This window comes from Paenibacillus tyrphae (assembly GCF_027925525.1).
Classification (GTDB): Bacteria; Bacillota; Bacilli; order Paenibacillales; family NBRC-103111; genus Paenibacillus_G; species Paenibacillus_G tyrfis_B.
In genome coordinates this window covers 301,131-316,060 of record NZ_BSDJ01000002.1, presented here as the reverse complement: position 1 = coordinate 316,060, position 14,930 = coordinate 301,131, and the positions used below count along the sequence as shown (strand labels likewise).

Genomic DNA, 14,930 nt, shown 5'->3' with positions numbered 1-14,930 from the left:
GATATGGAACTGGAATACGGGGAAGTGCGGAAGGCGGTATTTGATACGGCCGAAACGTTCATTAAGCGGAAAGTCCGGCCCATCGCAAGCGAAACGGATGAGCGCGAGCAATTTCCGCTGGACAATATCCGGGAGATGGGGCGCCTCGGTCTGCTGGGCATTCCATATCCGAAGGAATACGGAGGCTTGGAGCTGGACTATGACACGTATACCGGCTTCGTGAAGGAGCTGGCCAAGGCGTGCGCCTCCACCGCCATGACCGTCGTCGCGCACGCCAGCTTAACCTGCAACCCGGTCAGCGCCTTCGGCACGGAAGAGCAGAAAGCGCGTTATTTGCAGCCCATGCTCTCCGGGGAAAAAATTGGCGCCTTCGCGCTCACGGAGCCCGGCAGCGGGTCGGATATGTCGTCGATGCAGACGAAGGCGGTCGAAGCGGACGATCATTATGTGCTCGATGGTTCAAAAATTTTTGTGACGAACGGCAACTATGCGGATTACTACATCGTGCCCGCCAAGACGGCGCCGGAGAAGAAGCTGCTCGGCATCAGCATATTTTTGCTGGAAAAAGGGATGCAGGGCCTGTCCACGTCCGGCAAAAAAGAGCGGAAGCTCGGGATGCGAAGCTCCGATACAGGCGAGTTGATTCTGGACGGTGTCAAGGTTCCGAAGACTTGCCTCATCGGGCGTAAAAATTTCGGTCTGGACATCCTGCACCAGACGCTCGTCAGCGCCAGGCTGGGGATGGCGGCGATCGCCGTCGGCATTGCGGAAGAAGCCAAGCAGTACTGTATCAGCTACGTCAAGCAAAGAAAGCAGTTCGATCAATATCTTTACCATTTTCAGTCGGTGAAAAATATGTTGGCCGATATGGAGATGAATATCAATGCCGCCGATCTGTTGCTGCAAAAAGCGGCCCGGATGAAGGACAACGGAGAGAAATATGCGAAGGAGGCGTCGGAGGCCAAGCTGTTCGCCTCGGAGGTCGCGACCCAAGTGACGAAGGATGCGATCCAGCTGTTTGGCGGGTATGGTTACTCCAGAGACTTGCCGTTGGAGCGATTTTTCCGGGACGCGAAGCTGACGGAGATCGGAGACGGAACGTCGGAAATTCAGCGGTTGATCATTGCGGACGAACTCATCAAGCGAGGAAGCCGAAGCTCTTAAGGAAACCAGGACGAAAGGATGAATCTCATGACGAAACGGGCAAAACGCAAGTACCCGGCGATTTCGCGTCAAAGCGAGCAGCCGAGCTATCCGCTTTCCTTCCAGCAGGAGCGGGTGCTGTACCTCTCCGAGCTGCTGCCGGGCAGCACGCTGTGGAACAAAATTTCCTGCAAGCGCGTGACGGGAGACATCGATCCGGAGGCTTTGCGCCAAGCGGTGGGCGACTTGATCGGCCGGCATACGGTGCTGCGGACGAGAGTGAGCTATGAGAACGGAGCTCCGGTTCAAACGTTCGATCAGACGCTGGAAGTTATTTTCCAACGGATCGACGGTTCGTCGGAGGAGGCGGGGCTGCAGGATGAAGCGGCGTTGCGGAAGCTGACGGACGTGTGCCGGGAGCCGATTGATGTGAGTGGCGACCCGCTGTTCCAAGTGATCGTCGTGCCGATGGGTGGCGCGGGAGCAGCCGAATGCCTCATCATCTTGAAGCTGCACCATATTATTTCCGACGAGACGACGTTCCAGCTCCTTTGGCGCGATCTAAAAGCATTCTACAACGCGCGCATGGGTGTGACCGGCGGGGAAGAGCTCAAGCCGCTCGCGGTCGATTACGCGGATTACGTGCACTGGCAGCGGGCGAATTTCGACGAAGCGCATACGCAGGAGCAGGAGGCTTATTGGCTCAAGCAGTTTCAAGGAGAGCTGCCGGTGCTCGACTTGCCGACGGATTTCCAAGAGCCTGCGCAGCTCAGCTTCCGGGGAGCGCTTGAAATCCGGGCGCTGCCGGCTGATCTGGTGAAAAAGCTGCGGTCGCTCTGCATGCGGCATAAGGTGATTCCTTTCTCGGCGTTGCTGTGCGCTTATTACGTGCTGTTGCAGAAGTGCTCCCGCCAGCAGGACGTCGTGGTCGGGACGGTATTTTCGGGAAGGCAATACAGCTCCAGCCTGGCCCAGGCCGCCGGCTTCTTCGTCAACACCGTGGCGATCCGGATGGACGTGGATGGGGAAGCGGCCTTTGACGAGCTGCTGAAGCGCGTGCATGACAAAGTCGACGAAGCGTACTACATGCAGGATTATCCGTTCGAACGGCTGATCCAGAAGCTGAACCCGGAGCGGCGAAGCGTGCGCAATCCATTGTATCGCGCGATGTTCAACCTCGTCAGCTCCGCCAAGGAAAAAGCGACGTTCGCCGGTGCGGAGGAGGTTTGGGAGGAGCCGGTGCTGGATGCGACCCAGGTGGACCTGCTGCTCAACATCCATCAGCAGGATGACGCGATGGAAATGCGGTTGGAATATAATACGGACCTGTTCCGCCGGGAAACCGTCCGGCACTTGATGGAGCTGTACGTAAACCTGCTGAGGAAGCTTGTGGAGCATCCCGAGGTGCAAGTGAAGGAATTGGATATGCTGGACCCGCAGGAGCGCAAGAAGCTGCTGAGCGAGTGGACCCGGACCGAGGCGGAATACCCCCGCGATGTTTGCGTTCACGAGCTGTTCGAAGCGCAGGCGAAGAAGACGCCGGAACGCGTCGCTCTGGCCTTCGGCGAGCGGACGATGACCTACGGGGAGCTGAACGCCCAGGCGAACGGGTTGGCCCGCACGCTGCAGGACAACGGAGTCGCTGCCGAAAGCATCGTCGGGGTGATGACGGAACGGTCGTTTGCCATGATGATCGGCATCCTCGCGGTGCTCAAAGCCGGGGGGGCGTATCTTCCCATCGATCCCGGGTTCCCGGAGGAACGCAAGCGGTTCATGCTGGAGGACAGCGGAGCCCGCGTCCTGCTTGTTCCGTCCGGCGAGGCCGAAACGGCGAAAGGCCTGCCCGTTCTGACGCTCGCGATCGAAGAGAGGGCTGAAGGGGATCGCTCGAATCTCAGCCGTGCGAGCGTCCCGAGCGATCTGGCGTATATCCTGTATACGTCGGGCTCGACCGGAAAGCCCAAAGGGGTCATGGTGGAGCATGGCTCGCTCGTCAATACACTGGCCCATTTGCAGAGATTGTTTCCTTTGGAGCAGGAAGACGCGTATTTGCTCAAAACGTCGTTTACCTTCGACGTGTCCATGAGCGAACTGTTCGGCTGCTTCTTTACGGGCGGTAAGCTCGTCATTCTGGAGCCGGGGGCCGAGAAGGAACCGGCAAGAATCATCGAGACGATTCGGCGTCATCAAGTGACGCATATGAATTTCGCGCCGTCCATGCTGCAATCGTTTATGGATGTGGCCGAGAGCAAGGATGCTGCTCCTGCACTGCAAAGCTTGAAATACGTGTTCGCCGCCGGAGAGGCATTAGGCGCTCATACGGTCCAGAAGTTTTATTCCTTGGGACTGCCGACGAAGCTCGTCAATCTGTACGGTCCGACGGAAGCAACGATCTATGCCACGGGCTTCGCTTTCACGGGTGGCGAAGAGCTGCACCGGGTGCCCATCGGGAAGCCGATCAGCAACATGCGGGCGTACATTGTCGACGAGCATATGAACCTGCAGCCGGTCGGAGTAGACGGCGAGCTTTGTCTTGCCGGGAAAGGGCTGGCGAGAGGCTATTTGAACCAGCCGGAGCTGACGGCGCACAAATTCATGGACCATCCGTTCTGCCCGGGCGAGAAGCTGTACCGGACGGGGGATTTGGCTCGTTGGCAGGAGGATGGCAACATCGTCTTCCGGGGGCGGATCGACCAGCAGGTCAAGCTGCGGGGCTTCCGGATCGAGCTGGAGGAAATCGAGAAGACGCTGCTGCAGCATCCGTCGGTACGGGGCGCTGCCGTTGCGGTGAAAGAAGATTCGTCCGGTCTCGAAAGTCTCGTCGCTTATGTCGTGACCGATGAGGAGAAGCCGGATGAGGAGTGGACCGTGCATCTCGGTCGTTGGCTGCCTGCCTATATGGTTCCGACCCGTTACATGAGACTGGAAAAGCTGCCTTTGAGCACAAGCGGTAAAGTGGACCGCAAAGCGCTGCCGTCGCCGGAAGCCGCCTTGTCGCCCCAACCGGCGGAAGAGGCACCTGTGACGGAAATTGAGAGAAAGCTGATCGAAATTACGGAAAACATCCTGAACATGCAAGGCATCGGCGTGAACGACAATTTCTTCCGATTGGGCGGCAATTCCTTATTAACGATCCGGTTCGTTACCGAAATCGAGAGCGCGTTCCAGATTAGCTTGACCTTGATGGATTTTATCGATTTGCCGGTGATTAAGGACATTGCCAAAATCATCGAGCCTATGCTTCCCAAGGCCGTACCGCAAGCTTAACGACAGGGAAGCCCGAAAGGTTGGTTGCTATGGGCAAACGCCTACGAAAATATCCGGACATCCCCCGTCAAAGGGCAAGACCGCATTATCCCCTTTCGTTCCAGCAGGAACGGGTGCTGTACTTGTCCGAGCTGCTGCCGGATAGCGCCGTCTGGAATTTGATTTCCTGCAAACGGCTGACAGGTCCCGTCGATTCGGACGCCTTATTGTGGGCGGCCGGCGATTTGACCGAACGGCACCCCGCGCTGCGGACGAAAGTAAGCTATGTGGGAGGTGCGCCCGTTCAATCGTTCGATGAAACGATGGACCGGATTTACCACTGGGTCGACTTGTCGGCGGAGCCGGAGGAGGAGCGGGAAGCGAAGGCCCAGCATCTGCTGACCGAAGCAAGCCTGAAGGCGGTCGATCTGCGACGGGGGCCGCTGTTTCAGATCACTTGGATACGTATGGGCGAAGCGGAAGGGATGCTGCTCCTGAAGCTGCATCATATCATTTCCGATGCTACGACCTTCCAGCGCATTTGGCACGACTTCAAATGGTTCTATAACGCGCATGCGGGCGTACCGAACGGCGAGGAGCTGCCGGCGCCGGGAATCCGGTATGCGGACTATGTGCTGTGGCAGCGGGAAACGTTCGATGAGACGCATACCCGGGAGCAGGAAGCGTACTGGCTGAAGCAATTTCAGGGAGAGCTGCCCGCGCTTGAGCTGCCGACGGACTTTCCGGCCCGGCCAGGGCTAAGCTTCGCAGGGGCGCTTGAAATTCAGCCGATCCCCCGCGAGGTGGTTCAAGGGCTGCGGACGCTTTGCATGCAGAAGCGGGTAATCCCGTTTTCGGCGCTGCTATGCGCTTACTATGTGCTGCTGCACAAATGCTCGCGCCAGCGAGATGTCGTCGTGGGCACGGTATTTGCGGGGAGGCATTACAGCCCGGAGCTGCAGCAAGCGGTCGGTTTTTTCGTGAACACCGTCGCCATCCGGATGGAGGTGAACGGGGAAGCCGCCTTCGACGATCTGCTCCGCCGGGTGCACGAGCAAGTGGACGAAGCTTACGATATGCAGGATTACCCATTTGAACGGCTTATTCATAAGCTGAATCCCGACCGCAGCAGCAGCCGGAATCCATTGTTCCGCGTTATGTTTAACATGGTCGTTACGGGCAAGGAAGAAGTGGCGTTCGCCGGGGCAAAGGAAGCCTGGATCGAACCGGATATGGATGCGACCCAAGTCGATCTGCTGTTCGATATCCATCAAGAGGATGACGAGATGGAAATCCGGGTGGAGTACAATACGGACTTGTTCCGTCAGGAGACGGTCCGGCGGCTGATCGGCTTCTACGTGAACCTGCTTCGTGCGGCGATTGAACGGCCCGAAGCCCGGGTGAAGGAGCTGCGGATGCTCGACCCGGCAGAACGGAACCGGCTGCTTGCAGATTGGAACCGCACAGGGGCGGAGTATCCGCGCGAGGCATGCATCCATGAGCTGTTCGAAGCGCAGGCGTGGAAGACGCCGGAACGCATTGCCGTATGGCATGAAGGCAAGGAGCTGACCTATCGGGAACTGAACGAGCGGGCGAATAAGCTCGCCGCCATGATCCGCAGCAAGGGGAGCGGTACGGAGCAGATCGTCGGTATTGCGGCCGAACGGTCCCTTGAGATGGTGGTCGGGATGCTCGCAGTATTGAAAGCGGGCGGCGCGTATATGCCCATCGATCCCGGTTATCCTGAGGACCGGATCAAGTATATGCTGCAGGACAGCGGAGCCAAGGTCCTGCTCGTTCAACAAGGGAAGCTGAATACAGGCAAACTGGAAGCGGGGATCATCGCCATCGAAATCGGGGAAGAAGAAAGGTGCCTACATAGCCCCGATTATTTGAAAAGCGATACGCATGCGCACAGCCTGGCCTATGTGATGTACACGTCCGGCTCGACCGGACGGCCGAAAGGTGTCATGGTGGAACACCGGAACGTCGTGAGGCTGGTCCAAAATACCGATTACGTCCGTTTCGAGGACAGCGACGCGATTTTGCAGACGGGAGCTCCGGCGTTTGACGCGACGACGTTCGAAATATGGGGCGCGCTCCTGAACGGAATCAAGCTGTATGTGACAAGCGATAACGTGCTGCTCAACGCGGACCATCTCGGCCGCTTCATAGCGAAGCATGGCATAAGCCATCTCTGGCTGACGGCACCGCTGTTCAACCAGCTTTCGGACATGAAGCCGGAGCTGTTCGCTCCACTGAAGGCCCTGCTGATCGGAGGCGACGCCTTGTCCGTCCGGCATGTCAACAAGGTGCTGGCGGCCGTTCCGGGCTTCCGCATCCAGAACATGTACGGTCCGACGGAAAACACGACGTTTTCCACTTGTTTTCCAATCACCGGGCCGCATGAAACGAACGTTCCAATCGGCAAGCCGATCCGGCATTCCACAGCGTACATTGTCGACGCTTACGGGGAGCTGCTGCCTGTCGGCGTGCCCGGCGAATTGTGCGTCGGGGGAGACGGAGTCGCCCGAGGATACTTGAACCAGCCCGGGCTGACGGCGCAGAAGTTCGTTGATAATCCGTTCGAACCAGGGACGAAGATGTACAGGACGGGAGACCTTGCCCGGTGGCTTCCCGACGGCCATATCGAGTTCATGGGCCGGATGGATAACCAGATCAAGCTGCGGGGCTTCCGCATCGAGCTTGGGGAGATTGAGGCGAAGCTGGCGGAGCATCCGTACGCGAAAGAAGTCGTCGTGACGGTAAGGGAAGATCGCCCCGGGGACAAAGCTTTATGCGCCTATTTTGTTGCAGACCGGGACATCCCGGCCTCCGAATGGCGGGCATTTCTCGCCAAGGCGCTGCCGGAATACATGCTCCCTACCGCCTTTGTCCGGATCGACAAGATGCCGCTCAAGGAAACGGGCAAAATCGACAAGCGGGCGCTTCCCGAACCGAACGGAGCGGTGTATGAAGCCAAATTCCGGCGACCGCCTGAAACCGAACTGGAACGGGAGCTGGCCGCTCTATGGATGCAGACGCTCGGTCTGACGGAAGTGGGCATCGACGATTCGTTCTTCGAATTGGGCGGGCACTCCTTGAAAGCGACGATGATCGTATCGCAGCTTAACAAGCAATTCCATACGGACCTGTCACTTACGGAATTTTTCGGCGGTCCGACGATCCGCGAGCTGGCACAGCGATTATCCGCAAGAGCGGATAGCCTCTATTCTTCCGTCGCTCCGGCGCCGAAGCAGGAGTGCTATCCCGTCTCCACGGCCCAGAAAAGGATGTATATCGTCAGCAAGCTGACACACAAGGGAACGGGGTACAACATCCCGCTCGTGCTTAGCCTGGAAGGGCGGTTGGACCGGGATCGGCTGGGATATGTGTTCCTCGAGCTGATCCGCAGGCACGAATTGTTCAGAACCTCCTTCCATATTGTCAACGGGGAATTGGTGCAGCGCATTGACGAGGAGGCGAAGCTCGATTTGGAATGCCTGACCGTGGAGACGGAGGAGGAAGCGAGCCGGATCACTCGGAACTTTATCCGGCCCTTCGACTTAAGCCAGGCGCCTTTAATCCGGGGGCTGCTGCTGAAGCAGCAGGAAGACCGTCACCTGTTGGTGCTGGATATGCACCACATTATTTCGGACGGCGTCTCGCTCGACATCTTGTTCCGGGAGATCATCGCCCTGTACCAAGGCGAGTTTCTGAACCCGCTCAGCGTTCAATACAAAGATTACGCCGTGTGGCAGCATGATTTCCTGGCTTCGGAGCGGGTCCGCAAGCAGGGCGACTATTGGGCCGACGTGCTGGCAGGCGAGCTTCCTGCGCTGCAGCTTGCGACCGATTATCCCAGACCGGCCACTCAGACGTTCGCCGGGACCCATGTCTCCTGCCAGGCGTCTCCCGAGGTGCTGGCGGGCCTGAAGCGGATCGAGGCAGAAACGGGCGCAACCTTGTATATGATTTTGCTGGCTGCTTATAATGTGCTGCTGTTCCGTCGCACCGGGCAGGAGGATCTTGTGGTAGGCACGCCGATCGCCGGAAGAAACCATGCGGATACCCAAACCATTATCGGCATGTTTGTCAACACGTTGGCGATGCGCAACAAGCCTTCCGGGAAGATGACGTTCCGGGAATTTGCAGACCAAGTCAAGCGCCGTGCGCTCGAGGCGTATGAAAATCAGGATTACCCGTTCGAAGACTTGCCGGAACGCATCGGTTACGTCCGCGATGCCGGGCGAAATCCGATCTTCGATACGATGTTCGTGCTGCAGCACTTCGAACCGCTTGAAGCGGAGCTCAAGCAGCTCAAGGTTCGCGAGTACCCGATCGATTACCCGGTCGCCAAGTTCGATCTCACGCTGTTCGCGATAGAACGGGATGGAGGCTTGCGGCTGGAGCTGGAATACAACACGGACTTGTTCCACAAGGAGACGGCGGAACGGCTGCTGCAGGATTTCTTGGCGATACTGCACCAATTGGCGGCGGAAGGAACGGATAAGAAACTGGCGGACTTCATCCTACGCTCCGAACCGGGATCGGCGCCTTCCCCAGGGGGACCGTGCAATCATGGGGGACGTTTCGTGTCGCCTCACGACCCAGGGTCTCATTCGGCCGCCTACGCCTCCACTGCACGGATAGAAGCGCAACTGATCGGAATCGTGGAGAACCTATTGAATACGAAGGGCATCGGGCCGGGCGACGATTTCTTCCTGTGCGGCGGCAATTCGCTGGCGCTCATCCGCTTGGTCGCGGAGATGGAGGCTGCTTTCGGCGTCGTCCCCTCGATCATGGAAATCAGGGAGACGCCTGTCATTTCCGAATGGGCCAGGAAGGTGGAAAGCTTGCAGAAGCAAGCAGCGCTCTGAACCGACCGTCGGTTTGGGGAGCTGTGTGAAGGAGGCATTACCATACGGAGAGAGCGCAGGAGGAGTCTTTCGGGAAAGGAGAGGAAGACCGTGAATATTCAATACCACTACAAAAAAGCGGCCGTTTTGTTGAAGCGGGGACAGCCACCCGGCGTGAGCCCCATGTTTTTCGTGCATGACGGAACGGGCCGAATCGAAGGGTACTTCAAGGTGGCTGAGCTTGTCGAACGTACGTTCTCTGTGTATGGAATTACATTGGACGAACGGGTGGGGTATGCGCCGCAAAATATTTCGATTGAAGAGTTGGCCATTAGCTATATCGAACAAATGAAGCAGATCCAGCCCGAAGGGCCCTATTGCATCGCGGGTTGGTCGATCGGCGGGACGATTGCGGCGGAGATGGCCCGCATCCTGGAAGCCGATGGGGAGGAGGTCGGCTGCTGCGTCCTGGTAGACGCGCCGCCTCCGGGCTATTACCCGTCGCAAGACGCGCAGCCGTTCTCGGCCGCCTCCGAGACGGACTACATCCGTCCGTTTCTGCGCAACGAGGAGCCGCTCAAGCGCTGGAGCCGGAGCCGGAGCGCTCAAGCGTTCTGGAACGCCGTCGCGGACACGCTTCAGCCCTCGGACTTCGATCGGCCTTCCTTTCTCCGCTATGTCCGCGAGGAATGGGCCGACATCTTCCCGGACGGAAGCGGACTGTCGCTGCATCAGCTATTTTGCGCGGTGAATATCGTTCGCACGCTGCACCGGGCGCGGTCAGCCTATGTTCCGAGGGGGAGCATCGATTCGCCCGTCCATGTATTTCAGGCGACCGAGTCGCCGCTGGAGGGAATGGACCGATGGGGACGGTATTGCGCGCATCCGGTGTATATTCCGGCGGAGGGGAGTCATTACACGCTGTTTGATGCAGAGCATGCGCCGGCCTTTGCCCGGCAATTCAACCGCATCCTGAAAGGTGTCGCCGCCACAAAGAAATCTGGTTAAAAGGAGAGCGCTTATGAAAGAAATGGTGGAACGGATTGTCGAACTGAATGTTAGCCGGTTGGATGCCTTGAAAGCTGTGGATAAGCCCAAGATCGGATGGACGTCGATCTATACGCCGGAAGAGATTTTATATGCGGCGGGCTTCATCCCTTTCCGGATTATGGGGAATACCGCCAGCAACACGTCGGAGGCGGGGGCGCTGCTGGGCAACAACTACTGCTCCTATCTACTCAATTGCCTGGGAGAAGGCATGAACGGCGTCTACGAATTTACGGACGGGATCGTGTTCGTCGATGAATGCGATTGGCGGAAACGGCTGCACGAGACGTGGACCCACCAGATTCAACCGAAATACAGCTTCTTCCTGGAGCTTCCGAAAGCTCTCAATCCGGTCTCCAGGGACTACTTCCGGATGCAGATCCGCCGTATGGTCGAATCGCTGGAGCAGCATTTCGGCTGCCGCATCACGGAGGAATCGCTGCGGGAAGCGATCCGCTTGTTTAACGAAACGCGCCGCTTGCTGCAGCGGATGCACGATTTGCGGAAGCAGGACGTGACGTCGCTCACGGGAAGCGAATTGCTGAACATTATGAAATCCAGCACGGCCGGCATGAGACAGCAGTACAACCAAGAGCTGTCCCTGCTGGTCAGCGCCATGGAAGCCCAGCGGGAAACCAAAAAAACCAAGCCGCACAAAGTGCTGATCTGCGGCAGTTATTTCGACCACGATAACATTGTCGACGCCATCGAGCAGACCGGGGCGAAGGTCGTATGCATGGATATCACCAACGGCGTCAAATATTTCGAAGGGGAGGTCGACGAGCACCGCGATCCGGTCGAGGCGATCGCCGATTACTATTTTGACAAAGCTACCTGCGCCCGGATGTTCGAATCGGATATACGGCTGAACCATTTGGTCAAGCTAATTGACGAATATGATATCGACTCGGTCATTTATTTTTCGCTGAAATTTTGCGACATTTATTCGATGGATTACCCGTATATCCAAAGCAAGCTCAGCGAGAAGGGTACGCCCGTGCTGCTGGTGGAAGGCGAGTGCAGCATGACGAATATCGAAAGCATCCGCACCCGGATTCACACGTTCCTCGAAACGATGATGTATTAGAAAAGGAGAAGAGCGATGAGCCAATTTAAAGTGGAAGCGAAAAGCCGCGATGAGCAGTACAAAAAGATGATGTCCGTCCTCGAAACGTACCGGGCCGAGCCGTCCGATCCGTCCTCAGCGCTGAAAGCGGCGCGGATGAGGTCGTTGTTCAACGGCTACCGCCTGACGCAAGCCTATAAGGAAGAGACGAAAGTAGCTTATGTCGTCGAGCAGTTTCCGAATGAAATCGTCTTCGGCTTTAATATGCTTTCTTGGAATATGGAGTCGATGGCGATCCTGCTGGCCCAAACCGTCAATGTGGACCCGTTCATTAATTTAACGCAGGAGAAAAGTCTTTCCCGGGACATTTGCTCGTTTCTGCGCGGGTCGCTGGGCGTCATGCTGGCGAACGGTTACCCGAATCCCGACCTGGTGATGGTGAACGATCAGCCGTGCGATTGCCTGGCCAAAGTGGGGAACATGTCGAGCAAGCTGTACGACTGCACGTTCCTCTCGATCAATACGCCGAACCAGATCAACGAAGACACGCTGGCCTATCTCGTGGAACAATTGAAGAAGTTGATCGCCGATATCGAAAGCACCCTGAATATCCCGTTCGACGAAGAGCTGTTCCGACAGGTCGTTCGATATTCGAATGAAGCGAGAGACTACTACTGCAAAACGGTCGAGTTGAACAAAACTTACGAGCTGCCCGGCGTGTCCAGAGAATTGCTCGAAATTTTCGGCATGAACGGCTTCGGCTTGAAGGAAAACGTGCAAATCTGCAAAACGTTGTACGAAGAAGCGCTCGAAATGAGTAAGCAGTCCGATCCGAAGAAAAAGAAGAAGCGCATTCTGTGGGCCGGCCAAGCGCCGCACAACGATCACGAATTAATCCGCTATTTCGAGCAGCAGGTCGAGATCGTCTACTGGGCGCCGCTGTGGGAGGCTAACCTGGTGTCGCTTGATCCGGAGGACCCGTTAACGAGCATCGCGGAACGGGCGATCTTATATCACTGGAACGCCAAACGGTTAAAAGAAAATATTTCTCAGGTTTGTACTTCATTTCATATCGATGGTGTTGTAATATCAAATATATGGGGTTGCAGGAACATGATGGGAATTAGTTCGATGATTCGGGAGATGTCCGGTGAACAAGGATTGAAGTACTTGACAATCAGCGTGGATTACGTAGACAAGAACAATTACGCGTTCAATCACGTGAAAAACCGCATCGACGCTTTTCTGGAAATTATGAGCGACTGATCATCCACTCATTCGGGATAAAGGAGAGTAACCCTATGATAACCTTAGGAATTGATATCGGTTCTTTGTCGACCAAATCCGCGATTTTGAACGACAACAGCGTCGTAGCCTACGATGTCGTGTACACCGGAGGCGATAACCGGCAGTCCGCGGAAACGACGTTCAACAATGTGTTGGCGAAAGCCGGATTCACGAAAAAGGATATCGACGTCATCGTCACGACCGGCTACGGCCGGGAGAACGTGCCATTTGCGGATAAACACGTATCGGAGATTACTTGCCACGCCAAAGGGATGCATTTCTTGAACCCTTCCATCCGGACGGTTCTCGATATCGGCGGGCAGGACAGCAAGGCGATTCAGATCGGGGAAAAGGGCAATGTCGTCAACTTTATGATGAACGACAAGTGCGCGGCGGGCTGCGGCCGGTTCCTCGATATTATCGCGAGGGCGCTCGGGGTCAAGCTCGAAGAGCTGGGCGGGATTCATCAAACGGCCACCTCGACGGCCCGGATCAGCAGCATGTGCACGGTGTTTGCGGAAACGGAAGTCGTGTCTCTGGTCGCGGTCGGTACGCCGACGCCCAGCATTATCAAGGGCGTGCACGAATCGATAGCGACCCGGGCGATCGCGCTGCTCAAGGCGGTAGGCATCAAGGAGCCGCTCGGCATGAGCGGCGGCGTCGCCAAAAATATCGGCATCGTTAGCGCGCTGCAGGATCTGTTAAACATGAAAGTGGAAGTGACGGATTACCCGCAAGTCACGGGGGCGATCGGGGCGGCTTATATCGGCCAGAGCGCGTAACCGGCGGGCGTTGTAAATCGGGAAACCATGAAAAGGGGAGTCGCTTGTGTCCATGTCACCGGAGACGGAAAAAGCGCACGATGCGGTTGTCATCGGGCCGGCAAGCCGGGAGCAGTCCATTTCGATCAAAACGATATTGAAAATTACGCTGCCCGTCATTTTATCGATGTTTTCGCTCAATTTGATGGTATTTGTCGACCGGGCCTTTGTCTCGATGTACGATCTGGGACAATTCGCGGCCGTCGTGCCGGCCGGTAACGTAGGGACGGCACTCTCCAGCATATTCATCGGCATCGTCGGCTTCGGCTCCACGCTCATCGCCCAATATTACGGGGCCGGCAAATACCCGAAATGCGCCTCATCGATGTGGCAGAGCGTCTATCTCAGCATCTTTTTTTCGGTGGTGCTGCTTCTGGTGTCTCCCCTTGCCGTCAATATTTTCGATTGGATGGGGCATACGGGTGAGCTGTTGGCTTACGAGAAGCAATTTTTCTTCCTGATTATGGTTTCCAGCTGCGTCCAGGTGTTCATTACGGCGTTTTCCGGCCTATTCCGAGGCGTGGCCAGCACGACGGTCATCATGATGGTCGGGATTCTGTCCAACATATTCAATGTGCTGTTTGATTGGTTGCTGATCTTCGGAAAGCTCGGTTTCCCGGAGCTTGGGGGGATTTGGGGCTCGGGACTGGCGATCATCGGCAGCTCCGTGCTCGCGGTAATTGTGTACATGATTCTGTTGGCAAGACGGGTCGTTCAAGCGAAGTATGAGATTTCGGCGCAGATGAAATGGGACGGCGCCTTGCTTCGCAAGCTGCTTCATTTCGGATTTCCCGCAGGCATTCAAGCGTTTCTCGGCACCGGGTATTTCAGCCTGCTGCTGCTGATCATCGGCAAGACCGGGGAGTTTCCCTTGTCCGCTTCCAACATCGCATTCACCATCGAAGGAGTATCGATCTTCCCCATCTGGGGGTTAGGCGCCGCTATCGCCATTATTGCCGGTCAAGAGAAGGGGGCCGGACGCCTCGATAATGTCCGAAGAGCCGCAAAACTGGGGCTGGGGATCGGGCTTGTGTTCAACGTGCTGATCATCTTTATTTTCAATTTGTTCCCGCAGGCTTTAATCTCGATCTTCGGCGGCGGGAAGGATCAGGAAACGTTCCTGAAGCTGATGGCGGTTACCGTGCCGCTCGTCCGGCTCACTTCGCTGTGGATCGTGTTCGATACGATGCAGATTATCATCGGCAATGTGCTGCGCGCGGTAGGCGACACGATGTTCATGATGGTCATCTATATCGTCGTTCCCATCCTGTTTTATATCGTGATTCCGTACCTGTTCAGCGTCGTCTGGGGGCTTTCGTTAATTTGGATATGGATCGCCTTGGTCGTTTATTCCATGGTGATGCTGCTTCTGGTGTCCGTCCGCTTTCTGGGCGGAAAATGGAAACGGATTGAAGTCATCTGAACGCAGGCGGTCCATCGTCCATTCATATATTATTCTTG

At 56.7% G+C, this 14,930-nt stretch carries 8 protein-coding genes; all 8 read left to right on the top strand.

What is annotated here, in order from left to right; all coding sequences use genetic code 11:
• Window positions 1-3: 3 nt before the first annotated feature.
• The 8 genes from QMG93_RS03305 to QMG93_RS03270 all read left to right on the top strand — a co-directional run bounded on the left by QMG93_RS03305 (window position 4) and on the right by QMG93_RS03270 (window position 14,892).
• Window positions 4-1,164, top strand: coding sequence for an acyl-CoA dehydrogenase family protein (locus QMG93_RS03305; protein ID WP_281933470.1), 1,161 nt, complete (start codon window positions 4-6; stop codon window positions 1,162-1,164).
• Between the two features lie 27 nt (window positions 1,165-1,191).
• A complete protein-coding gene (locus tag QMG93_RS03300) occupies window positions 1,192-4,410 on the top strand; it encodes a non-ribosomal peptide synthetase (protein ID WP_281933468.1) in 3,219 nt (1,072 codons plus the stop codon).
• Window positions 4,411-4,439: 29 nt separating this feature from the next.
• Window positions 4,440-9,269: a non-ribosomal peptide synthetase gene (locus QMG93_RS03295; protein WP_281933466.1), complete on the top strand. Its 4,830-nt coding sequence runs from the start codon at window positions 4,440-4,442 to the stop codon at window positions 9,267-9,269.
• 90 nt (window positions 9,270-9,359) lie between these two features.
• Window positions 9,360-10,256, top strand: a complete 897-nt coding sequence (locus QMG93_RS03290; RefSeq protein ID WP_251597360.1) for an alpha/beta fold hydrolase — start codon at window positions 9,360-9,362, stop codon at window positions 10,254-10,256.
• A gap of 13 nt (window positions 10,257-10,269) precedes the next feature.
• Complete coding sequence (locus tag QMG93_RS03285; protein ID WP_281933461.1) at window positions 10,270-11,382, top strand: 2-hydroxyacyl-CoA dehydratase subunit D; 1,113 nt, start codon at window positions 10,270-10,272, stop codon at window positions 11,380-11,382.
• Between the two features lie 15 nt (window positions 11,383-11,397).
• Window positions 11,398-12,627, top strand: a complete 1,230-nt coding sequence (locus QMG93_RS03280; protein ID WP_281933459.1) for a 2-hydroxyacyl-CoA dehydratase family protein — start codon at window positions 11,398-11,400, stop codon at window positions 12,625-12,627.
• Between the two features lie 35 nt (window positions 12,628-12,662).
• A complete protein-coding gene (locus tag QMG93_RS03275; protein ID WP_010494759.1) occupies window positions 12,663-13,430 on the top strand; it encodes an acyl-CoA dehydratase activase in 768 nt (255 codons plus the stop codon).
• 52 nt (window positions 13,431-13,482) lie between these two features.
• Window positions 13,483-14,892, top strand: coding sequence for an MATE family efflux transporter (locus QMG93_RS03270; protein ID WP_281933580.1), 1,410 nt, complete (start codon window positions 13,483-13,485; stop codon window positions 14,890-14,892).
• Window positions 14,893-14,930: the final 38 nt, after the last annotated feature.